19 protein-coding genes are annotated in these 22,179 nt (G+C 55.2%); 7 read left to right on the top strand and 12 right to left on the bottom strand.

Annotation, left to right across the window (positions count from 1 at the left end; translation table 11 throughout):
- Window positions 1-267: 267 nt before the first annotated feature.
- Both ACQUQP_RS16475 and ACQUQP_RS16470 read right to left on the bottom strand, forming a co-directional pair.
- A complete protein-coding gene (locus tag ACQUQP_RS16475; protein ID WP_432696123.1) occupies window positions 268-408 on the bottom strand; it encodes a hypothetical protein in 141 nt (46 codons plus the stop codon).
- Between the two features lie 10 nt (window positions 409-418).
- A complete protein-coding gene (locus ACQUQP_RS16470) occupies window positions 419-568 on the bottom strand; it encodes a hypothetical protein (RefSeq protein WP_432696122.1) in 150 nt (49 codons plus the stop codon).
- An 83-nt stretch (window positions 569-651) separates the two neighbouring features.
- Between ACQUQP_RS16470 and ACQUQP_RS16465 the strand changes: the two genes are divergently transcribed.
- The 3 genes from ACQUQP_RS16465 to ACQUQP_RS16455 all read left to right on the top strand — a co-directional run bounded on the left by ACQUQP_RS16465 (window position 652) and on the right by ACQUQP_RS16455 (window position 3,466).
- A complete protein-coding gene (locus tag ACQUQP_RS16465) occupies window positions 652-1,749 on the top strand; it encodes a hypothetical protein (protein ID WP_432696121.1) in 1,098 nt (365 codons plus the stop codon).
- Window positions 1,750-2,053: 304 nt separating this feature from the next.
- On the top strand, window positions 2,054-2,611 hold the full coding sequence (locus ACQUQP_RS16460) for a hypothetical protein (RefSeq protein WP_432696120.1): 558 nt from the start codon (window positions 2,054-2,056) through the stop codon (window positions 2,609-2,611).
- A gap of 99 nt (window positions 2,612-2,710) precedes the next feature.
- Window positions 2,711-3,466, top strand: coding sequence for a restriction endonuclease (locus tag ACQUQP_RS16455; protein WP_432696119.1), 756 nt, complete (start codon window positions 2,711-2,713; stop codon window positions 3,464-3,466).
- A 129-nt stretch (window positions 3,467-3,595) separates the two neighbouring features.
- Here the strand turns inward: ACQUQP_RS16455 and ACQUQP_RS16450 are convergent, their stop codons facing one another.
- Window positions 3,596-4,654, bottom strand: coding sequence for a hypothetical protein (locus tag ACQUQP_RS16450; protein ID WP_432696118.1), 1,059 nt, complete (start codon window positions 4,652-4,654; stop codon window positions 3,596-3,598).
- Between the two features lie 229 nt (window positions 4,655-4,883).
- Between ACQUQP_RS16450 and ACQUQP_RS16445 the strand changes: the two genes are divergently transcribed.
- Window positions 4,884-5,294 carry a hypothetical protein gene (locus ACQUQP_RS16445; protein ID WP_432696117.1) on the top strand — a complete coding sequence of 137 codons (411 nt, stop codon included), beginning with the start codon at window positions 4,884-4,886 and terminating at the stop codon, window positions 5,292-5,294.
- 163 nt (window positions 5,295-5,457) lie between these two features.
- On the opposite strand, the gene ACQUQP_RS16440 is transcribed toward ACQUQP_RS16445, so the two are convergent.
- From ACQUQP_RS16440 to ACQUQP_RS16400, 9 genes are all read right to left on the bottom strand, one after another.
- The gene (locus tag ACQUQP_RS16440; protein ID WP_432698711.1) at window positions 5,458-7,314 is read right to left on the bottom strand and encodes a diguanylate cyclase domain-containing protein; all 1,857 of its coding nucleotides are present in this window, start codon (window positions 7,312-7,314) and stop codon (window positions 5,458-5,460) included.
- 190 nt (window positions 7,315-7,504) lie between these two features.
- Window positions 7,505-8,206, bottom strand: a complete 702-nt coding sequence (locus ACQUQP_RS16435; RefSeq protein ID WP_432696116.1) for a TraX family protein — start codon at window positions 8,204-8,206, stop codon at window positions 7,505-7,507.
- A 240-nt stretch (window positions 8,207-8,446) separates the two neighbouring features.
- A complete protein-coding gene (locus ACQUQP_RS16430) occupies window positions 8,447-9,214 on the bottom strand; it encodes an SDR family NAD(P)-dependent oxidoreductase (RefSeq protein ID WP_432696115.1) in 768 nt (255 codons plus the stop codon).
- Between the two features lie 16 nt (window positions 9,215-9,230).
- Window positions 9,231-10,022 (bottom strand): SDR family NAD(P)-dependent oxidoreductase, encoded by a 792-nt coding sequence (locus ACQUQP_RS16425; protein ID WP_432696114.1) that lies wholly within the window; start codon window positions 10,020-10,022, stop codon window positions 9,231-9,233.
- Window positions 10,012-10,530: a 2,4'-dihydroxyacetophenone dioxygenase family protein gene (locus ACQUQP_RS16420; RefSeq protein WP_432696113.1), complete on the bottom strand. Its 519-nt coding sequence runs from the start codon at window positions 10,528-10,530 to the stop codon at window positions 10,012-10,014. Before ACQUQP_RS16420 ends, ACQUQP_RS16425 begins: the two co-directional genes overlap by 11 nt.
- 111 nt (window positions 10,531-10,641) lie before the next feature.
- Window positions 10,642-11,796, bottom strand: a complete 1,155-nt coding sequence (locus ACQUQP_RS16415; protein WP_432696112.1) for an L-lactate dehydrogenase — start codon at window positions 11,794-11,796, stop codon at window positions 10,642-10,644.
- Between the two features lie 51 nt (window positions 11,797-11,847).
- A complete protein-coding gene (locus ACQUQP_RS16410; RefSeq protein WP_432696111.1) occupies window positions 11,848-12,780 on the bottom strand; it encodes a 2-hydroxyacid dehydrogenase in 933 nt (310 codons plus the stop codon).
- Between the two features lie 60 nt (window positions 12,781-12,840).
- Window positions 12,841-14,217, bottom strand: a complete 1,377-nt coding sequence (locus ACQUQP_RS16405) for a GntP family permease (protein ID WP_432696110.1) — start codon at window positions 14,215-14,217, stop codon at window positions 12,841-12,843.
- Between the two features lie 147 nt (window positions 14,218-14,364).
- Window positions 14,365-15,999: a fatty acid--CoA ligase gene (locus ACQUQP_RS16400; RefSeq protein WP_432696109.1), complete on the bottom strand. Its 1,635-nt coding sequence runs from the start codon at window positions 15,997-15,999 to the stop codon at window positions 14,365-14,367.
- Between the two features lie 439 nt (window positions 16,000-16,438).
- On the opposite strand from ACQUQP_RS16400, the gene ACQUQP_RS16395 reads away from it, so the two are divergent.
- The 3 genes from ACQUQP_RS16395 (at window position 16,439) to ACQUQP_RS16385 (ending at window position 22,120) form a co-directional block, all read left to right on the top strand.
- Entirely contained in the window at window positions 16,439-17,899 is a 1,461-nt protein-coding gene (locus ACQUQP_RS16395; protein WP_432696108.1) for a coniferyl aldehyde dehydrogenase, read from the top strand.
- Between the two features lie 159 nt (window positions 17,900-18,058).
- Window positions 18,059-19,237: a glycerol dehydrogenase gene (locus ACQUQP_RS16390; protein ID WP_432696107.1), complete on the top strand. Its 1,179-nt coding sequence runs from the start codon at window positions 18,059-18,061 to the stop codon at window positions 19,235-19,237.
- Between the two features lie 489 nt (window positions 19,238-19,726).
- Window positions 19,727-22,120 (top strand): Ig-like domain-containing protein, encoded by a 2,394-nt coding sequence (locus ACQUQP_RS16385; RefSeq protein WP_432696106.1) that lies wholly within the window; start codon window positions 19,727-19,729, stop codon window positions 22,118-22,120.
- The last annotated feature ends 59 nt before the right edge of the window (window positions 22,121-22,179 follow it).

Here is a 22,179-nt window from a genome sequence, read left to right as displayed (position 1 = left end):
GTGGCGGGTGTTTGTCCGCAGTCGACCCGAAGCGGGCGTCAGCGCGTAGTGCTCCGGGCTAGCTATCGGCATAGAGCAGCTATTAAGCGACCCACCCAACGGGGCCGATCAGCGCACTAAGCACTCTTTGAGCATGGGTTGGCGGTCTGCGCTTGAGTTATAGATGTGTCTAGCCGAGTAGGGGCGATTCACACTCAACTCCAACTTCTTCTAATACAACTCAGGACCACTCAAAATGGCCTGCGAGAGGATCGCAGGCCATAGACCTTAATTATCATCACCTAAGTAGTCGTCGTTATTGGGATTATGAGCATCGGCCCAATCATCCATATCGGCGTCATTATTGGGGTTGTTTATGTCAGACCACAGATCAAGTTCGGCGTCTGACATAGTAGATGTATCAGGCATGATCTGCTCCTTATTTGACATTAGCCGCATTTTTATCTGCGGCAGATTGTGTTCTTGCTGCGAAAGAGTCTTTAGGTGTACGCCCGCCATTCTTTTTTGAAGTTGATTTCTGAATGCGCGATGCATCCGCTTTGGAGATAGGTGATTTAGCTTTACTCATGACGTGTCCTCTGCTCTATTTGATGGAATTGAGAGGCTAGGATCTCACTGGAACCAAAGTACAAATAGGGACATTTGACTGAAATGCGTCATCTACATCGAAGACTATCTCAAGCGTCTGTAGGGGTCATCTTTCCGAACATCGCCCATGCTCTCCAAGATGGGAAAATCTTTGACTCGCTCGCTGAGATGACACTGAGGATCGAACGATCATCACTTCCAGAAGGCGATAGGCATAAGATAACCTCGGATGCGGCACGATTTAGGCGGTTAAGGGGCTACGAGAATCATCTTGCCGATACTTCAACGGATCCTGGCGTTCTTAGAGATCAGATACTTACTCTTTTCAATGACTGGCGAGGGAGGATTGGCCCAGATATTAAGTTACGAATTAGCGATATAAAGTATTTGGGTTGCTGGACCCCGTTTTACACAGTGGCGAAGTCTCACCTGGCTCGTGAATCAGATAGTGATCGAGCTTTCGGTTCCTACGTTTCCGAGCTATGTGAGATTGATAAGGATTTTATTCGTAATCGTAGAGTTAATAAAAAGGTAGTGATTGATGATGTTTGTGAGGTGTGGCGAGATGTTCTTATGGTTCCAGATGACGTCTTGAATAAAGCAATTCCATATCTAAAGTCGGATGAACCTGTAAGTTTAAAAGACAGTAAGGAGTTAATGGACTTATCTGTATCAATATTGGTGAGGCAATATTTACACGTTGCAGTTTTATTAGAACAAAATTTAAAGTTAGTCTATAAGGGTGATGTAGAAAATAACGAATTTATTAGCCAGTTCCTACCATCACTTGATGAAAAAGGTCGTTATTTATCGGCTGTTCAGTCAATGTTCATAGGTATTAAGAAAAACGCTAATACCTCAAGCTGGAATAAGCTTTATGAACTTCTTGCCGAAAAGAACAAAGTGGATGTTACGACAATAAGACAAAGAATAAGACGTTGGCGATCCCCTAATTCAAATTTAGATGCAGAACGGTTAGATACGCTTCTGACCAAGGCCGGTTTTCTGATGCCAACAGAGTTGATTTATACAGCAAAGATAGCAGATGTTATCGCTACTGAGTGCTTCAAATATAACTTCACAGAATCGTGGCTGATTGAACAATGCTCCGAGATAAAAAAATTCAGGGAACGTCTCGATCTGCGACTAGGTGGTTTCTAGTCAACATCCAGGTATTCACGGGCTAGCGAGGTCTAGGCCCATCGTCTTAGACTTGGGCTCTACAGAGAATCTTAGAATGGCACTTGGAGAATTTAGTCCAGAAGGCATGCCAAGCAGCTCTCAACGTGCTAATGCCTCAAAGCAGAGCATTGCCGCTAGCGCCCCTAATTCACGCCTAGTATGGGTTACTCGGTAACGAGTTTATGATTAAGATAACTTTTAAGTCAAAGCCTAACAAATCAAAGCATGCTGACGCAGCAGAGCTGCGCCGGTGTTCGACGCGTTAGCGAAAAAAGGAATAACAATGGGCTACAAGATTTCGTCACTAAAAAGCTTGCCTGTAATTCCTAGTATTGACCTATATGTTTTCATCCTAGGGCAGCACAAATGGGCTGGTGGCTATTCAGAGGTAATAGAGGATAATTTCTCAAGGCTGGCTCAGCACCTAGGGGAAAGGGGGGCCATAGTGGCAGGCCATGATGGAATCAGTCTTACCAGAGAGCTTTCGCGTGAGCTATCAAATGCTGCCCTCTCCAATAGGACAATCCACGATTTCGTAGCAAAAGGCGAATCCCTAGGGCTTTCTGTTTTGCTTGTTGGCACACATCCTAGCCATCTTACAGATGATGACTTGTTCCTATTAGCTCCTATTGAACAAATCGAGAGCCGCTTCGGCTCACTCGATCTATTCTTTTCCGAATTGTGTGAGTTCTCGGAAAATCGAGATACGTCTTTCTTGGAAAAATTTGAAGAAAGGGAGAAGACAGGTTGTGACGTAAGTGATTTCTTTGAACTCAAGCCCAATATGTTTGGAATAGGAATAAATATAAATGCAATTATCAATCGCTGGCGTCAGCGCTAACAAGTGCATCACTCGCGGCCTGCGGCCGCTGGGACGTCAACTCGCTGCGCGTCTTGCCGCCCGTTTGCTTAGCGTTAGCTTTTACGAGAGATAATAGCCGTGTGGAAATTTTCTGGGATAATTGAATATACGTGTGACAGTTGCGGTGATCGTGGTGATATACCGGTTGAAGATTTTGTCATCGACTGTGTTGGTGGAAGTGAGCGCGGTATGGGGCCAGAAAGTTTGTACGATATAACGTATGAATTTGAATGCATTAACTGCGATTCTGATATATCACTTGCTTTTCAAGTAAGTGAGTATCCTGTAGAAGTGTTTAATTTATTTATAAATAACTCTGCTGGGGCGCAAACTGAAGGTGAGCCTAAGTTCGAATATTTGATAGAGATATATAGCGCAAGAGATTTATTCGAGTTACATGAGTCAGTAAGTGAGCTTATAATTGCCCTGAAGGCCGATATGTCTCTTCTCGGAGAACTAACTCCAAGACAGTTTGAAGAGATCGTTGCGGAGGTTTTCAAGAAAAAAGGCTTCTCCGTTGACCTCACGAAACGTACGCGAGATGGAGGCAAAGACATTATTGCAGTCCATAAAGACTCTATGGGCATAGAGAATAAATATTTTATCGAGTGTAAGTATTATTCAGAGAGTAATAAGATTAGCGTCGATATCGTTCGCGCTCTCTATGGGGTAAAAAACACGAAAGACGGCCCGAATAAAGCAATTCTCGTAACAACCTCAACTTTCACGCAGGATGCAAGGAAGTTTGTTGAAAATGAGGCGCAAAGTAGTTGGGATTTGGCATTGGTAGATCGCGATAAACTACTTGAGTGGCTAAATGAATATGAAAGCTAACAAAGTGCTGCTAGGGACAAACCTACGCTGCGCTCCAGTTTGCCCCACGGCACGGCGTTAAGGTCCGGTATGGGACAATTGCTGGCTTTGGCCGTTATGAGAGCTACAGCGAATAAGCAGACATAATTTTCATTCATTTCCCATTGAATCAATTCTATTTTCAATAGATATTAATTTATATATTTCTGATATTAGATCGATTATATCTTTTTGAATTTCTAAAAAAATATCTTCAAATAAATATTCTTTATTATATGTTATATTTTCTGGCATAGATTGAGGGTTATCTGGAAGATATATTTTATGTTCAGAAGGTAAGTGAAAGTCACTAATTGAACCTGGAATTTCTAGTTTAAATGTTGATTTTCTGACAATAGGGATACTATATCTGTGTTGCAGGCAATTACGGAGCCTACAAAGATACTTATAGCTAAATTTATTTTTAAAACAACAGCATAATTCATGGATACCATCAGCTATGCCAATAGTCCATTTATTACTTATCAGGTTGTTAAATGATATATCTCTAGGATTAACTTTAAACCCTGAAAGCATAACCATTTCATGAGAAAAAACGTCGAGAATTGATATTAGAGAATTTGATATTATAAAAGCTGACTCTTCAGCTATTATCTTTCCGGTAGGGTGAATATCATTTTCACTAGTATAAATTTCCCAACCTGAAAAACCGTTATCATCTATTTCTTTTATTACTCTTCGTACAATATTAATTCTGGTGTTTATTCCGCCATGCACTTGTGAGAAATAATATTTTCTTTCGTCGCTTATTTTTGCTAATGCATATTTTAAATACTTTTTTTCATAATCAAAGTTTCCAGATGGTACTGGATTACACCTTTGTTGTGCTGAATTGATTTCTAAATCTCTAACAAAGAAATTACTTTTAAGGGAGGAACCACACTCTTCACATAAAAATTCTTTTCCCTTTCTGTATGCATCCCATTTATAATGGTTTAATGTGTACTGCTCTTCACATTCTGAACAAATAACTAGAATATAAAAATCACCACAATAAGTGCATTGATGACCTGCCCCATTATTTTTACTAATAAGTCTCTGCCGTTCAGAATTAAATTCAATGCCGTTATCACACCTTTCGCATTTTAAATAAAGCTTAACATCGTCTTCGACTTTAGCAGAAATTTCAGGAATAATTAGTCTAGCCATTAATAATACACTTAAATATAAATTGAGATTTGGTTTAAGAATAGCACTTTAGAACTGATGTGCATGTCGACTTTAGGGCGATGAGTAAAGTTAGCTCCATATCTTTCTAATGACCGCAATGTGCCCGTTGTTGACTTCCCTGGCCCTCTGGCGAGAGAGGTCGCCCCTTTCAGACATTACTTAACTGTGTTCATATCTGAGGCATTAATCCCTTTGATTTGATAAGAACATGACTCGACCGGCGAAATACAAGTACCTTTTGCTACCCGTATTGCTGGCTTACTCCGCTGACCGAGCTGCGGCTCAGGATATCTCGGTCAGCATGGCGGAGTGTTCAGCGATATACGATGTTCTGGCCGAGTCAGCGGGTTACCGAGGTAAGCCGGAGAATCAGATCCAGCAGATGCTAGCAGCATCGTCTGAGTTTAAGGCCCATGCCGTTCTTCGTGCCGAATCGGAGGGCAGAGCGAACCCTGAACAGTTCATAGCGCATACCTATGCGGATAAGCGGCTGTATTGGGCTGAGCGTTGGTTCGATTCGTCCGATTTCAGTTTTCTGGCTAATTTCAGTGAGAATATGGAATGGACCAAGTACTGTGCCAGCATGGGGAAGCACTTCGGTGTTTTGCCACTAAAGTGAACAAGTGCGATCCCAAAGGAGCGTTGTGCGTGGATTCATTTAGCGTCGATCGATTGAGCCCGCAGCCGTTAGCACTCAGAGACAGCGAAGCTGGTGCCTCGGCGAAGTCATAATACCGGCGTTGGGCAGGTTACCCTGAGTTCAAGAAGACGGCAGCTACACGTCAGTCCGTATCGACATAGCGGAAAGTCATACCGCCCGCGTGTTTAGCACTGTACATCGCCTTGTCCGCCAGGCTAATCAGCTTTTCGCTGCTGTCTGCATCGTCAGGGAAAAAGGCGATACCCACAGAGGCGCCGACCTCGATCTTGTGCTCCTCAATCTGGAAGGGCAGAGAGAGCTGTTCGATCAGCTTCTGGGCGACGATGCCTGCGTCCTCGCGTACATGCGGACCTTTCAGCAGCACCAGAAATTCGTCGCCGCCGAGTCGGCCAATCAGATCATTTTTACGCACTGAGTTGGCAATACGCCCTGCGACGGCTTTGAGAACTTCATCGCCGATGTGGTGGCCCAGGGTGTCATTGACAGGTTTGAACTTATCCAGATCCAGAAACAGTGCGGCCAGAGGCGCGTTTTTCGCTTTAGCTTCGAGCAGTGCGGCGCTGGTGCTCTGGAGTAACGTGCTTCGGTTGGCGAGGCCGGTCAGTGAGTCGTATTCGGCCAGTCGCTTAATACGCCGTTCGCTGGCCTTATGTTCGGAGATGTCGTTAAAAATATGGATCAGGCTCACGATGAGCGCCGATTCATCGCGTACAGCGCTGATGGTCTGTAATGCGGGAACCTTGATATTGTCGGGGCGTTGGTACCAGACCTCGCCCTGCCAGGCATTGTCTCGTGCCAGGTGTTCGGATAACGCCTCTAACGTATGTTGGTCGCGATATTCAGGCTCAAACAACGCACTCAGGCTCTTACCCGTTACTTCGTCCGGGCCGTAACCGAGAATGTCAGAGAATGCCTTGTTGATGCGCAGGATATTCAAGTCGCGATCGGTCAGTACGATCGCTTCCTGAGTATTCTCGAAGACGCTGGCGGCCATCCGCAGTTCGGCGTTGGATTCCTCCAGTGCCTTCGACTGGGTAATGATTCGGCCCATAAGAGGCTTCAGTGCATGGCGGGTCAGCAGTGCCGCTATCAGCATCATCAGCAGGGTGAGCAGGCCGATGGCAAACAGGTCTTTCAGTGCAGGGGCGTAGAGTACTCTTTCCGGCAGCGCCAGTATCAGCGCACCATCGAACGTTGTCAGAGGGCGATAAAACACGACTTGGGAACCCTGCTCGCCCTGGTAGTACAGCCGTTTGGCTTTGCCTCCGGCATTGTCGGCAAGCTTCTGAGCCAGCGCGTCCGGCAATCCCCTGGCGTGTAAAAAATCGCCATCGGATGCGAGCAGTTGATCGCTTCTGCGGTCCAGCAGGTAGAGCTGGGCTTCTGTGCCAAACTGGTGAGACAGGCTGAGCTGATGGTTTAGCCCTGAAGCAGCGAAATACAGTACATCTGATCCTATCGTCTGCTGGCCGTCGGGGGTAGAGATGCTTGTGCGAGCCTGCAGCAGCCAGTGGCTTGTCTCGGCGAGGCCGTCGGGGGAGGGCAAAAGCTGCAACGGGTTTCCCTGCCGGGGCTGGATAGGTGTATCCGGGCGGGTCGAAAAAATCACTTCCTGTGCGGGGCCAAGGCGGAGAGCGGCGACCAGGTCTGGTAGCTTGCGAAAGGCTTCGCCCAGGCGAGGACTGCTGTAATCGGTTACCGCCGCGTAATCCAGCGCGCCGTTTGCATACAGTTCCAGACGTTTGCGAATTTCACTGCGGCTGGCCGTCTGCCGGGCGATGTCGAGGTAACGCGACATCTGGCTGTCCACAGTACCGGCGATAGACTCCACATGCATCGCATTGAACTGTGCCAGCTTCCGCTTGGAAGAGAAATAGTTCGGTAGGGCGCTGGCCAGGCCGATCAGCGTACCGGTGACAAAGATGCCGATGACGGAGACGGTGATGACTCGCGTCCGGCTCTGCTCAATGTGACCCACTCTCAACCGAAGCCACTCCTTGAATGACGTTTAATCATCTCGGGTCCGACCGGGTCGAACGATTAGTACATTATAGGATGCGAATATAACACAGGGGCGTTGGTGAACCAGTTACCGCACTCTTTATTTCGGTATTCGACATAATGCGACTGCGCCCCTGTTGATTGGATGGGTCGGTCGGCTGGAGAGGCTAAACCGAAACAACCACCGCTATGGCGCCCAGGTGCAGCGGATACCAGGAGAGGCGCAGCCAGCGCGGCAGGCCTGGTTGCGGCAGGTTGTCCAGGCTGAGCCTGGATACGGAAAAAATTGCGCAGCCGGTGGCAAAGCTGATCGCAATGGACAGCTCAAGCCTGTTAATCAGTGCGCAGAAGACCAGGGCGGGTAGCAGGCTGACAAAGTGCTCTGGATAACGAAAGCCCAGTACAAAGGCAGGAACGAGCAGCAGACCCCAAAGCCCGTATTCAAGGTAGGGTTCAACCAGCATGGCCAGCGCCAGCAGAGCCGCCGCGCCGATTCCCTTGATGCTCTGTTTCTCCAGCCTGTCGAAGGCAACCACCGCGAGCAGCCCCAGCGCCAGGGTAAAACAGACATTGAGCTTCCCGGTTGTAACGATCAGGCCGTAAGGGACCTGACTGACCGCCCCGATCAGCAATACCCGCAGTCCATAGGTGAAGGGCTGGCGGCTGTTATGCACAAGGTGCCAGGCCATGATGGCCGCAAAGAGCGGGAAGGCGGTACGCCCCGCCGACTGCGCCCAGGGCGTGAAGGCGGAATCGGGCCAGACGAAGCGAAAACTATGCTCAAGCGTCATGGTGAGGATCGCCAGCCACTGGCCATAGCTAACCCAGGTGTTGAGCAAGTGTGTCGTTACCAGTCGATCAGTGTGCATGGATAGTTCGAACGTCGCCGCGCTGGTGGATTTAAAGAGGCGGTTGCTCTGTTAGCCGTTGGCCTGGCCAGCAAAGGTTAGCTCCCGAAAAGTATCCACAATATCGAGATATGTCGTTGGGCCAAAGGGTTTTAATGACGCGAAGAGGGAGTTTTCGGTCAGGGAGTTCGGAGGCAGTGTAAGAATTCAGAAAATTGGAGCGGCCGGTACCTTTGGCAGGTAGCTGGCCGCTGCTACTTACTAGCGCGCGGTAAAGCCGCCATCCACGGTGACTTCCGAGCCGGTCATAAAGCGCGATGCATCAGAGGCCAGGAAGGCGATCACATCACCCAGCTCATCCGGCTGACCAAACCGGCCCATGGGCGTCTGCCCGACGGTTCTTGCTACATAGGGATCGATCACTTCCGCGGGTGTGGCCGCCGCGGCATTCATCACCATCGGGGTTTCAATAAAGCCGGGATGGATGGAGTTGACCCGTACGCCGTTGCCGCGATCGGCGCAGTCCAGCGCCAGCGACTTGGTCAGCGTCCGCACCGCACCCTTGGAGGCGGAGTAGGCCAGCGTGAGCTGGTCCGATACGATGCCGAAGATGGAGCTTACGTTGATGACCGACCCGCCACCGGAACGCTCCATCAGCGGAATCCCGTACTTGCACCCCAGGAATACGCCATTCACGTTGACCGCCATCACCCGGTTGAAGGCCTTCAGTGTCGTCGACGCCAGCGTACCGCCTTCACCCAGGCCGGCATTGTTGACCAGCACATCCAGGCGTCCGAGGTCTTTCTCGACGCTGTCGATGGCGGCGCGCCAGGCGTCCTCATTGCTGACATCCAGGGTAACCGCCGATGCCGACAGCTGTTCCGAGCGTAACTGTCCCACCGCTGCTTCCGCGGCAGCGGTTTGAATATCGGCGATGACCACATGAAATCCGGCGTGGGCCAGTGCTTTCGCGGCGGCCAGTCCGATCCCGGACGCGCCGCCAGTGATCAGTGCGACTTGTTGGCTCATCTTCTTTACCTCCCTGTCAGCCCAGTGCCATACCGCCGTCGACGCTCATGCCGACACCGGTAATAAATTCAGCCTCGTCACTGCACAGGTAGGCCGCCGCTTTGGCCACATCTTCAGGCGTACCGGTGCGTTTCAACGGGGTACGGCCGATGATGTATTCCTGCAGTGCCTGGGCGTCCGGGAACAGGCCCAGGTTGAGCAGGTCCTGGCCGAGCTTGTCCTGCATGCCGGTGTCGATGATACCCGGATAGAGGCAGTTGACGCGGATCTTGGCATCGAGCAAACCGGCCTCGACGGCAGCGACCTTGGTCAGCTTGTCGACGGCGGACTTGGTGGCGCCATAGGGGCCAAAGCAGGCTCCGGCGATCACATGTGACATGGAAGACAGGTTGAGGATGGCGCCGCCCTTGCCACCGTTGGCTGCACTCATCCGCTGCATGCCGTGCTTGATGCCAAGGAAAACGCCGCCCACATTCACATCCAGCAGTTTGCGGAACTCATCCAGTTTGCACTCGGTGATAAACGAGGTGACTTCGATCCCCGCGTTGTTGATCAGGATATCGGCTTTGCCGAAATGGGCTTCACACTGATCAAACACCCCGGGCCAGCCCGCTTCATCGCTGACGTCCTGCTGGGCGAAGGCAGCGTTGTCGCCCAGGGCGGCGGCCGTTGCCTTGCCGGCTTCCTCGGCGATATCGGTCAGCAGTACCTTGGCGCCACGCTGAACAAAGTCTCTGGCCAGCTCCGCACCTATACCCCTGGCGGCGCCGGTGATAACAGCGACCTTGCCGTCCAGGTTAATCGACATCGCTGAACCCCGCCTTGGCCTTCGGCTTGATGTAGCGCGGCAGTGGGCGACCCTGCGCCTTGCAGCACTCGATAATGACCTCTTCGATCCAGCCCGCGTCCATGACGTTGACGAACTCGCCGTCCGGAGTGAAGTTGACGTTGGAGCCCTGTACCACCATGAAGCCATCCGCTGCTTCGGTGGCATCATCAGGCACGCAGAAGGTGTGGATGGAACCGCCCGGCTCGTACAGGTAGCTGTTCGCTTTCAGCATGTCCCGGGGGTGTTCTGCATAGTGCCAGGTGCCGCTGAGCTGGTAGAAGTGCACGGTTCCGGTATGGAAGTGCATCGGCAGGCGGGTGCCGGGCTGGAACTGTACGCGCAGAATCCAGTAACCCTGCTCCGAGTCCAGGTACAGCGGCCATACCTTAAGGCCCGGGAGAACGGCACCCACATCAACCGGCTCGATGTCATCGGTATGGACGCAGAGCAGGCGGTCCTGCTTGTTAATGGCAGTAGGCAGAGTCATGGTTAAAGCCTCGTTATTGTTATTAGGGTGACCCGTTTAATCTATGTTGGCTCGCGGTGGCGCACTTGACCTTTTACGCAGCAGGCTTGCCAGTTTGTGAAGGGCCAACAACTAACTTTCGATCAGGTCCGGGGTAAGCTCCTCGATACGGTTAACACCCAACAGCGCCATGGCGGTGCGGATCTCATTCTGGAAGGTGTTGAGCAGGTCGCTGACGCCCTGTTCACCGGCGCCGGCCATGGCATAGATCCAGGGGCGGCCGATCAAAACGCCACGTGCACCCAGGGCGATCGCCTTGACCACATCGATGCCGTTGCGAATCCCGCTGTCGATATAGACCTCGGTTTGGTCGCCGACGGCCTGAGCGATGGCGGGGAGTTTGGCGATGCTGGATGAGACAGAGTCCAGCTGGCGGCCACCGTGGTTGGAGACGATCACGCCATCGGCACCGGCCGCCACCGCCGCCTGCGCGTCCTCAACCTCCATCACGCCCTTGATCAGCAGCTTACCGGGCCAGATAGATCTGAGCCAGGCGATATCTTTCCAGGTGACGCTGGCGTCGAACTGACTGTCGATGAATGCCTTGTATTCGTTCAGGTCATCCGGATTGGGCACCACTTCGCTCAGGTTGCCGATAACGTGTGGCTTACCCTTGATCCCCACATCCATAATCCAGCGCGGGCTGTAGAGCAACTGCGCAGCCTTGGATATCTTGCTGCAGATATTTGTCCCCAACATACCGTTGCGGAAGTCGCGCAGGCGTTTGCCGGGCACCGGCAGATCCACGGTAAACACCAGGGTGTTTACACCGGCAGCCTCGGCGCGTTTCAGCAGTGACTGCACCACCTCACGATCACGCAGCATGTAGAGCTGAAACCAGATCGGCTTGCCGGTGGCCTGCACAATCTCCTCCACCGGGCAGATGCCGAGGGTGGAGCAGGTGAAGGGGATGCTGCTCGCGTTAGCCGCTCGCGCGCCCTGGGTTTCGCCACGGCGGGCGAACATGCCGGCCATACCCACCGGCGCCAGTGTCAGCGGCATTGCCGCCTCGAAACCGGCGAGGGTGGTTGAGGTATCCACATTATCGACGTTACGCATCACCCGCTGCTTGAGGCGGTAGCGATCGAAGTCGTTGACGTTGTCCGCCAGGGTCTGTTCGGCGTTGGCGCCACCGTCGATATAGTCGAACAGAAAGCGTGGCAGCCTGCGCCGGGCCAGGCGTCGGTAGTCATCCACTGTGACCGGGTTTACATTAAAAATACTCATGGGGCCGACCTTTCTTATTTTAGTTTTGCTGACAGCTCGAACTGGGCGCTATCAGTTGCAGCAATCCTGGGGAGTGCCTTGCTGGATAAACGTGGCGATATTCATGCAGACCCGGCGCGCCATGTCCGCGCGGCACTCCTGGGTGGCACTGCCGATATGGGGCAGCAGGGTAACGTTATCGAAGCCGGTCAACGCCGGGCTGACCTGGGGCTCAAACTCGTATACATCGAGACCTGCGCCGCCAAGATGACCGCTCTCCAGCGCCTGGATCAGGGCCGCTTCATCGACCAGTGGGCCGCGACCGGCGTTGATCAGGACTGCGCCAGGCTTCATCTTGCCCAGGGCCTCGGCATCGATGATGTGGCGGGTATTCGGGTTGAGATCACAGTTGAGGGAAACGATGTCGGCTTCGGCCAGTAACTGCTCCTTGGTTTCACAGAAACGGGCATTCAGCGTCTCTTCCGCCTCGGGCTTGCGGCCGCGGCTGGAGTAGATAATCTCCATGCCGAACCCCTGGGCACGGCGTGCCAGCGCCTGACCGATGGCACCCATGCCGATGATGCCGAGGGTCTTGCCGTGAACACGGATACCCAGCTGACCCATGCCGGAAGCCCAGTCGCCGGCGCGCAGGTAACGTTCGCTGGCGCTCAGCTTGCGGCAGGTTGCCAGCATCAGTGCCATCGCCAGGTCTGCGGTATCTTCGGTAACTACTGGTGTATTACTCACAGCAATGCCCAGTTCGCGGGCTGCGGCCAGGTCCACATGATCCACGCCTATGCCGATATTGGCGATCAGGCGCACCGACTTCGGCAGTTTTGCCAGCACCTCGATCTTAATCGGATCCAGTGGAGTGGCAACGATAATATCGCCTTCAGGGATCGACGCGGCCGTCAGGTCCACGATCTTAACCTCGCCAAACTGACCGAGTGCGTCGAGCATCGCCTGGGGAAGAGGGCGGGTAACGAGAAGGGTTGGCTTACTCATATTTCTGTCCTTTTTATTTGGCCTGTTTTTATTCGAAGAGTGAGAAGGGCAAGCCCCTGCTCAGGCCGATGTGAGTAACAGCAGTGCAATCAACGCCAGGGTCACCAGCACAGGAATCACCACGGTGATAATGCCGATATCCTTGTAGGCCTCTTTGTGCGTGAGCCCGGTGATGGTCAGGGTTGCGATCACGGTGCCGCAGTGCGGCAGGGAGTCGAACCCTCCGCTGGCCATGGTGGCGATACGGTGCAGTACCTCCGGGTTGAGTCCCATTTCTGTATAGGCGGGCGCCATGGTCTGCATGAAGATCTGCAGACCGCCGGATGCTGAGCCGGTGATGGCCGCCACCAGGCTGACCGACACAAATGCCGACAGCAGCGGCGGCAGGTCGGATGCCAGCATCAGCGAGGTGAATTCGAGAAAGCCACTGGTGTGGGTGACGATGCCGCCAAAACCGATTACTGCCGCGGTGTTGATCAGCGGCATGATCGAGTCCTGGGCGCCGTTGCCCATCACATGTAGCGAGTCGCGACGAATATGGCTGAACATCAGCGCTGCCAGAACCGATCCGGCGATCAGCGCGATACTGGGCCAGACAATCGGCTGAGCGTTGGCAAACTCGATCAGCGTGCGTAGCAGAGATCCTTCGTTCAGCGCACCGATATCCATCGACATGCTGATAACGCGGGGCAGAAGGATCAACCCGATCACCACCACCATCGGCATCAGGGCCAGCTGCCAGGGCGGATACTCGCTGTCATCCAGCGAGGAGATGCGATCGGAGGCTCCCGGGACAAAGGCTTCACCGTTGGCGACAGCCAGCTTGCGCTGACGCTCCAGGTACCAGATCCCAAGCCCAAACATCGCCACGCCACCGACGGTGCCGATCCAGAAACCGGCGAACAGATCGCTGCCCAGCGCCACCGACGAGATCACGTTATGAATAGAGGGCGTGCCCGGCAGCGTGGTCAGCGTAAACGTACCGGCACCCAGTGCCAGGGCGCCACAGAACAGGCGCTTGGGAATATTCGCTTCCTGCAGCAGCTTCAGACCGAGCGGATAGAGCGCAAAGATCACCACAAAGGCGACGACACCGCCGTAGGTCAGCAGGGCGCAGGCCAGAGTGGTGATCCAGAGCGCCCGGTGGGCGCCCAGACGGTTAATCAACGCCGTGGCGATACTGGCGGCGGCATGGCTGTCGCCCATGACGCGGCCGAAGATAGAGCCGGCGGCAAACAGCAGAAAGAACTTGCCGGCAAAGGTAAAGGCGCCGAGCGGGCCAAACGCATAGTATTCGGACAGGCTCGGGGCCAGCGGAAGATCGTTGGTCATAACGACCAGCAGGGAACAGATCAGCGATGACAGGATGATATTCACCCCGCGCAACGCCAACAGGATCAGCAGCACAACGCCGCCTATCAGTCCGGCATATTCCATTTCTTATTATTCTCCGCAAAGGGGCACCCGGCACCTGAAGAGGAGGTCGTTCAGGGCGGGTGAGGAATTGCTTTGCTTTACGCGGGCGTCAATGGCGCTTTCATGCGGGCCAAAGACGCCCCGTCTTGGTGTGGCGGGCGACCGGCTTCAGGCCAGTTGGGCGCGGATACGCTTCTTGTCGATCTTGCCGACGCTGGTCTTCGGGATGTCGTCGACCAGCTGAATCGCCTTGGGGATCGCCCATTTGTTGATGGTGCCGTCATCGACGAAGGTCTGCAGATGCGCCTGAATGCTCTCAACATTCAGCTCTTCACGGCGCGGCACGATCATCGCGAAGGGGCGCTCACCCCAGCGCTCGTCCGGCACGCCCACCACGGTGACCGCAGAAACATCCGCGTGCTGACTGATCAGGCGCTCGATCTCCAGGGAGGAGATCCACTCACCGCCGGTCTTGATCACATCCTTGATGCGGTCCTTGATCTCGATGCAGCCATCGGGGTGCAGGCAGGCGATATCGCCGGTATGCAGCCAGCCACCGTTCCAGAGTTCGGCGCCTTTTTCCGGCTCGTTCAGGTAGCTCTGGGTCAGCCAGGGGGCGCGCACCACCAGCTCACCGGTGCTGCGGCCGTCGCTCGGAAGCACCTTGCCTTCCGGTGTCCAGATCTGGATATCGACCAGGTCTGACGGCAGGCCTGCGCGCGTGCGCAGGGCGATCTGCTCGTCCGCCGGCAGGGCATAGCTGTTTTTATCCATCCGGGTGATAGACATCAGGGGGCAGGTTTCCGACATGCCATAGGCGCTGAACGGCTGGATGCCGCTTTCCAGCGCCTGCTTCGCCAGGCCCGGGGTCAGCGCGCTGCCACCGATGATCACCTGCCAGCCGTTGAAGTCGGTGTCCGCCGCTTCGCCGGACTGCATCACCATCTGCAGGATGGTCGGTACACAGTGGGAGAAGGTGACGCCTTCCTCGCGGATCAGGCGGGTCAGGTTGTTAGGCTCGTAACGACCCGGATAAACCTGCTGTACACCCATCATCGTCGCCGCATAGGGGATGCCCCAGGCGTGCACATGGAACATCGGCGTAATCGGCATATAGACGCCTTCATGGTTGAGCAGGGCGCTTTCACTGTTGCGCGACTGCAGGGTGTTCACCATGTTCAGCGTGTGCAGCACCAGCTGGCGGTGGGAGAAGAACACGCCCTTGGGGTTGCCGGTTGTACCCGTCGTATAGAAGGTGGTCGCAATGGAGTTTTCGTCGAAGTCCGGGAACTCATACTCGGTGCCGGCCTGGGCCAGCAACGCTTCGTATTCCCCGAGTCCGTCGAATTTGCACGCGTTTTCAGTCTGATCGGTGAGCTGGATATAACCTTTAACGGTTTCCAGCTGATCCTTGATGCCATCGATGATCGGCAGGAAGTCATCATGCACCAGTACCAGGTCATCCTCGGCGTGGTTCATGGTGTAGAGAATCTGCCCCGGAGAGAGGCGGATATTCACCGTGTGCAGCACGGCGCCGACCATCGGCACCGCGAAGAAGCACTCGAGATAGCGATGGCTGTCCCAGTCCATGACGGCAACCGTATCGCCCGGGCCGATGCCTGCCGCTTTAAGCGCGTTGGCCAGTCGGCAGATACGTTCGTTGAACTCGGCATAGCTGAACCGGTAGTCGCCGGATACGATCTGGTGCTCGGTTTCAAACCGCTGGTTGGATTGCAGCAGCTGTTTGATCAGCAGGGGATAGTCGTAAGCGGAGTCGGCCGATTGCAGGATTCTAGTCGCCATGTGAATGTCTCTTTTTAGTTATTTTTACCGGACCTGAAGCATCCCCCGAGGCCATCACCGATGGCGGTACACTGAACGCGCCTTGTGTGGACGCGGCCGGGGTATGCTCCTTTCAGTTGTAGGAATAGTGCGAGAGGGGGAGGCCGGTTGCTTGACATAAGCTGCACCGGTTTTGACAGTTTGCGACCGCACAGGCTGGCCTGGCCGGGCCGGGTTATCGGCGAATATATAAGGGGTGAGTCGGCCCTTGGTGGCAATGCTTGCGGGCTTGGGCCCAGACGTCTTTTGTCAAATCGCAATCGCTTAGTGTCAAGCTGGAGGCTGGGTGCTCTTTTAGTCTGTCAGTGTTTACTTGAAGCCGCTGTTTGGCTGTAGCGCTCAGGCAGGCGCACGCCGCTACTGCTTGAACCCCGACAGAAATAATAAGATAGAGGTCACCATGACGAGTGCCGCACCGACCATCCCACAGGGAAACATTACCCAGGCCCAGATTACCGAGGCGAAGAGCCGCATTGATCAGGTGTTTGATAAACAACGCCGCGCCTCACGTGACAAGCCCTATCCGAGCTATCAGCAGCGTATCGATGCCCTCAACAAGATCGACAAGATCCTGATGGAAAATATGGATGCGATCTGCGAGGCGGTGAATGCCGATTTCGGCAATCGCTGCCCCCAGGAAACCAAGCTGCTCGATATTTCGCAGATGACCAGTGCGGTGGCTTACCACAAGAAGCATCTCAAGAAGTGGATGAAGCCGGAGAAACGTCATGTGGGCCTGAACTTCCTCGGTGCGAAAAACCGCGTCATTCCGCAGCCCAAGGGCGTGGTCGGCGTTGTCAGCCCCTGGAACTACCCGTTGGCGCTGGCGATCGGCCCGTCTATCGCGGCACTGGCTGCCGGTAACCGCGTTATCGTCAAGATGGCCGCCAACTCGCAGCACCTCTGCCGCCTGCTGGACAAGCTGGTATCCGCTGAATTCAACGACGAGCAGTTCGCCGTTATTCCGGGTGTTCGTGCCAGCGAATTTACCGATCGCCCCTGGGATCACTTTGTCTTCACCGGCTCTCCGGCCACCGGTAAAACCGTGATGGAGACCGCGTCCAAGTACCTGACGCCGGTTACACTGGAGCTGGGCGGCAAGTCACCGACCATCATTGCACCGGACTATGACCTGCGTACCGCCGCCGAGCGTATTCTCTGGGGCAAGTGCATCAACAGCGGCCAGACCTGTACCGCGCCGGATTACCTGTTCCTGCCCCGCGGCAAGGCACAGGAATTTATCGGCCATGCCCAGGCGGTGGTAAGCGAGCGTTATGGCAGCGCGGACTCCCGTGACTTCACGTCGATCATCGATGATCGCTCCTTTGAGCGTATTGTGCAGACCGTCGAAGATGCAACGCAGAAGGGTGCCAAGACCGTGCGTCTGGTATCCAAGGGTGAGCCCAATGCGAAAGACCGCAAGTATCCGCCCACAGCGGTGCTGGATGTCACCGAAGATATGCTGATCATGCGTGACGAGATCTTCGGCCCGCTGCTGCCGATCAAGCTGTACGACAGCCTGGACGAGGTGATCAAGTACATCAACGCCGGTGAGCGCCCGCTGGGCCTCTACCTGTTCAGCAATAACAAGCAGACCCAGGATAAGGTGCTCTATAACACCCTGTCCGGCGGCGCCTGCATCAACGACACCCTGCTGCACGCAGCCCAGCACGATATGCCGTTTGGCGGCGTGGGTAACAGCGGCATGGGTCACTACCACGGCAAGGAAGGCTTCCTGGAGTTCTCGAAGATTCGCCCGGTTTTCCAGCAGGCGAAAAAGTCCGGCATCCTCATGCTGGCGCCGCCCTACGGTGCGCGCTACGAGAAGCTGATGAAGCTGGTATTCAAGTTCCGCCTCTGATCCTTGGCTATTTTAAAAATAGCTGTCGCAATCGGGCCCTGGCACACGCCGGGGCTCTATTCCTTTTATTGACCGCTCCCGAGCCTGCTCAGCGCCATACCGGCGTATCCTTTGACCTGCAGCCCGGTCGAGCAGGCGAGTTTACATAGGAACGTTGCCATGTCTGAACAGCAGACCGCTTATGTATCTAACCCCGTTACCGCCCATGTATTCCGCACCACCCCGCGCTATGTTCAGGCTCCGGGCCTGATCGATCGCAGCGCCGACTATCTTGCTCCGCTCAAGGTGAAGCGCTGTGCCGTGCTCTGCACGCCGCGCAGTCAGAAAGGCGAAGGCGCACGCCTGTTAGCCGCCCTCGACAAAGCAGGTATCGACGCAAGGGTTACCACCTTTGGTGGTGAGTGCTCCTTTCGGGAGATCGAGGCACGCACCGCTGAGCTGCGCGAGCAGGGGCCGCTGGATGCACTGATCGCTCTCGGTGGCGGTAAAACGCTGGATGCGGGTAAATGCATCGCCGAACGTCTGGAGGTGCCGGTGGTTATTATGCCCACGCTGGCCTCCAACGATGCCCCTTGCTCAGCACTGTCCGTGATCTACACCGCGGAAGGGGCCACCGAAACCTACGAAGTGTTCGCCCAGAACCCGGCACTGGTGATGGTGGATACCGAGATCGTTGCCCAGGCGCCGGTACGTTTTCTGGTGGCCGGAATGGGCGATGCCATGTCGACCTGGTACGAAGCGCGTGCCTGTCAGACCAACCCGGCGGGGATCTCTCCCTACGGTGATCGCCCGACACTGGCCGGTGTAGCGCTATCGGAAACCTGCGCGAACATCCTGTACGCTCATGGCGTCGATGCGCTGGAAGCGGTTAAAGCGGGGCAGCTCAACGCGGCGGTAGAGCATGTGGTCGAGGCCAACACGCTGCTTAGCGGCGCAGGCTTTGAGTGCACCGGCGTCGCTGGCGCCCACGCTTTGGCGCAGGCGCTGACGCTGCTTCCGGAGGTGGATCACAACTACCTGCACGGTGAGATGGTGGCGATCGGCACCCTGACCCAGTTGATGTTGGAGAAGGATCAGGTGGAAGCCCGGCGCTGTGGCCGTCTGTTTGCCCAGGTCGGCCTGCCGGTTAGCTTCGCCCAGCTGGATATGTCGCTGGCCGATGAGACTGCCGTAAACACCCTGATCGAAGCCACTCTGGCATTTCCGTTTATCGGCAATATGGCGGTGGAGGTGACGCCTGATAGCCTGCGCCAGGCGTTCGCCGAGGTGGAGCGTCAGGGGGAGCAACTGCTCGGCGAACTGGGGGACGCTGCTTACCGGAGCCTGCACGGCAAGTAGTGTTTTAGCTGCCGGCAGTTTTTGTCGCTCCAGGGATAACCCTCTCCCTGGAGCGAATCTTTACACTGCGTACGGATTCGAAATATCGGCACAACGCAGCCGGTTTAACCCAAGAACCTGTGCGTCTGTTGGATTTGCGCGACTGACAGCCCCGGAACAGGCACTAAACCGCGACGTTTGATTCTCCTCCCAATCGGGCACCACCGTACCCAGCGTCTGACCTTTTTTTCCGCGCTTTTGCCTTGTCGTTTCCACCTTGTAACTTTCTCTTTAAAGCAGGGGCTTTCATCGCCCTTACATCCCTCGGTCGCTGAAAAGCTGTTAAGTTTGGCGAACAGCAGTCGATTAATATTTATTGAGTCATCGTTCCAGAACCAATACACGCCGCCCGGTTTTGTCAGTTGTTGCTCCGGGTGCGGCCTAGGCTCCTTTAGGAATATAACAATAGTGGTGCGGTGCCGGGTCGGCAGCGCGCAAGGAGACTTCAGAATGCATAACAAACGCAGAGGTATCCTCGCCGGGGCCGTGGTAGCCCTGATGATTGCCGGCAGCGGCCAGGTACTCGCCGAGCCAAACGGCAATCGCTTCGATGGTAACCCCGATAACCTGCCGCCGGGTCGCCTCAAGAGCCAGATCGACAAGTTGCCCTATGCAGCGCAGCAGCGCGCGATAGAGTGGCTGAAAAGGCTCGATATTCCCGCTGCGGATTTCGAGTTCCTCGGCGTCGATCCGGAGGGGGGTATCTACTACGAGGACACCGTTCTGCCCGATGAGGTCGACGAAACCTCCGGCGGCGCATCGTTTGAACCCCAGGCAGTGGCACCCGAGGACACGTTCCTGCTGCACAGCCGTCCGGGCGCCGCAAAGGTGGTGTTTCTCGATTTCGACGGTCATGTCATCAGTGGCACGGCCTGGAACAGCGGTACGACGTTGTACGCACGTGCTTTCGACACCGACGGCGATCCGTCCAGTTTCAATGACAGCGAAAGAGCGCAGATCGCCGAGATCTGGCACCGGGTCTCGGAAGACATGGCGCCGTTCGATATCGACGTCACCACCGAGGACCCGGGTAGCTTCGGTCCGACCACCGGCCATGTACTGATTACCGAGGATACCGACGAATACAGCAATGATATGCCGGCCAAAGGCGCCGGCGGCGTTGCTTATGTTGGAGTCTGGGGCAGATCCTACTATCCCGATTACTCGCCTGCTTTGGTGTATGCCAATAATCTTGGTCCCAACTTCGCGCCCTTTATCGCTGAGGCCGCCAGCCACGAATTCGGCCACAACCTGGGACTGGGCCACGACGGCACTTTTGACGGCATCACCGAGGTTGGCTACTACACCGGTCATGGCTCCGGCTTTGTTTCCTGGGCCCCGATCATGGGCGTGGGTTACTACACCAACGTGACGCAATGGAGCCAGGGTGAATACCTGCATGCCAACAATACCCAGGATGACGTGGCGATCATTACCGGTCTGCTCGACCTGCGCCCGGACGACCATGGCGACAGCCTGGCCGAGGCGACCGCGTTGGCGATCGATGCCAACGGCACGGCCACTTTCACCTTCCCGGAAATCGATCCGCATAACCTGTTTCCGGCCAACAAGGGCGTGATCGAAACTCGCGATGATGTCGATTACTTCTGGTTTGATACCGCCGAAGGTTATGTCACCTTTAACGCGCTTCCAGCCTGGGAGTCCTACTACCGTGACGACCGGCGTGGGGCCAATCTCGATATCGAGTTGAGCCTCTATGATGCGCTGGGCAACTGGGTCACGAGTGCCGATCCGCTGAGAGACACGATGGCGCAGATCGACGAGCTTGTGCCGGCCGGGCGTTACTATCTCGCAGTGACCGGCGTGGGTAACGTTGACAGCCCCTACAGCGACTATGGCAGCCTCGGCATGTACTTTATCTCCGGCACCGTGCAGCCTGCGGATTCCGACACCACGCCGCCGACACCCAACCCGGCCGGCTGGTGGGCAAGTGCGCCGGCGGCTCAGAGCATGAGCAGTATCGCGATGACGGCCAACCCCGCCAGTGATGACTCCGGCGTTGTGCAGTATTACTTTGTCTGCGCTGCTTCTTCCGGGACCGGGTGCAGCGACAGTGGCTGGCAGAGCGGTACGTCTTACGTCGACATCGGCCTGGAACCGAGCGCCAACTACAGTTACCAGGTCAAGGCCCGCGACGGCGCAGGTAACGAAACCAGCCTGTCCGCGATCCAGTCAGCGAGCACTCTGGCCAACCAGCTGCCGCTGGCACAGAATGACAGCGCAGACACCGACGAGAACCTGGCCGTCACTGTTGCCGTACTGGCGAACGACTCGGATCCTGAGGGTGCTACGCTGCAGATCTCAAGTTACGGGCAGGGCAGCAACGGTGCCGTAACGCAAAACGGCAACAGCCTGGTCTATACACCGGCTGCCGGCTTCTTCGGTGTTGATAGCTTCACTTATACAGTCAGCGACGGCTACGACAAATCGGCTCCGGCAACGGTCACGGTTAGCGTTAACGAAGTTAACCAGCCGCCGGTAGCCGTAGATGACAGCGCCAACGTTGCGCTCAACGCGACCTTGACCATCTACGTGCTGGCTAATGATAGCGACCCGGATGTAGACGCTCTGAGCATCTTGGAGGTGACTCAAGGCAGCAAGGGCCTGGTGGAGATAGTGGACGGGCTAGCAGTCAGCTATACCAGCGGTAACAAGCGTGGCGGTGACAGCTTTACGTATACCGTTATCGACACTAGCGGGAACTCGGCAACCGCTACGGTCAACATCAGCATCAGTCCGAACGGCGACAGTGACGGTGGCAGTGATGGTGGTGGTGGCGACACCGGAGGCGGCGGCAAATGCCATCCGAAGAAGGGCTGCTGATCCCTGGTGATAACCCTCGGGCTGCCCGTTCGCGGCAGCCTCTGACCCGGGGCCAGTTT

Source organism: Marinobacterium sp. YM272 (assembly GCF_050908845.1).
Classification (GTDB): domain Bacteria; phylum Pseudomonadota; class Gammaproteobacteria; order Pseudomonadales; family Balneatricaceae; genus Marinobacterium_D.
Note: the sequence above shows the minus strand (reverse complement) of the source record. Positions and strands in the feature narration are given on the sequence as shown.

Coding starts and splice junctions, on each gene's coding strand:
- ACQUQP_RS16420 (WP_432696113.1), bottom strand. CDS start 10,530: ATGACTCTGCCTACTGCCATTAACAAGCAGGACCGCCTGCTCTGCGTC.
- ACQUQP_RS16385 (WP_432696106.1), top strand. CDS start 19,727: ATGCATAACAAACGCAGAGGTATCCTCGCCGGGGCCGTGGTAGCCCTG.
- ACQUQP_RS16400 (WP_432696109.1), bottom strand. CDS start 15,999: ATGGCGACTAGAATCCTGCAATCGGCCGACTCCGCTTACGACTATCCC.
- ACQUQP_RS16415 (WP_432696112.1), bottom strand. CDS start 11,796: ATGAGTATTTTTAATGTAAACCCGGTCACAGTGGATGACTACCGACGC.
- ACQUQP_RS16460 (WP_432696120.1), top strand. CDS start 2,054: ATGGGCTACAAGATTTCGTCACTAAAAAGCTTGCCTGTAATTCCTAGT.
- ACQUQP_RS16425 (WP_432696114.1), bottom strand. CDS start 10,022: ATGTCGATTAACCTGGACGGCAAGGTCGCTGTTATCACCGGCGCCGCC.
- ACQUQP_RS16395 (WP_432696108.1), top strand. CDS start 16,439: ATGACGAGTGCCGCACCGACCATCCCACAGGGAAACATTACCCAGGCC.
- ACQUQP_RS16410 (WP_432696111.1), bottom strand. CDS start 12,780: ATGAGTAAGCCAACCCTTCTCGTTACCCGCCCTCTTCCCCAGGCGATG.
- ACQUQP_RS16445 (WP_432696117.1), top strand. CDS start 4,884: ATGACTCGACCGGCGAAATACAAGTACCTTTTGCTACCCGTATTGCTG.
- ACQUQP_RS16405 (WP_432696110.1), bottom strand. CDS start 14,217: ATGGAATATGCCGGACTGATAGGCGGCGTTGTGCTGCTGATCCTGTTG.
- ACQUQP_RS16435 (WP_432696116.1), bottom strand. CDS start 8,206: ATGCACACTGATCGACTGGTAACGACACACTTGCTCAACACCTGGGTT.
- ACQUQP_RS16465 (WP_432696121.1), top strand. CDS start 652: ATGCGTCATCTACATCGAAGACTATCTCAAGCGTCTGTAGGGGTCATC.
- ACQUQP_RS16470 (WP_432696122.1), bottom strand. CDS start 568: ATGAGTAAAGCTAAATCACCTATCTCCAAAGCGGATGCATCGCGCATT.
- ACQUQP_RS16450 (WP_432696118.1), bottom strand. CDS start 4,654: ATGGCTAGACTAATTATTCCTGAAATTTCTGCTAAAGTCGAAGACGAT.
- ACQUQP_RS16390 (WP_432696107.1), top strand. CDS start 18,059: ATGTCTGAACAGCAGACCGCTTATGTATCTAACCCCGTTACCGCCCAT.
- ACQUQP_RS16475 (WP_432696123.1), bottom strand. CDS start 408: ATGCCTGATACATCTACTATGTCAGACGCCGAACTTGATCTGTGGTCT.
- ACQUQP_RS16430 (WP_432696115.1), bottom strand. CDS start 9,214: ATGAGCCAACAAGTCGCACTGATCACTGGCGGCGCGTCCGGGATCGGA.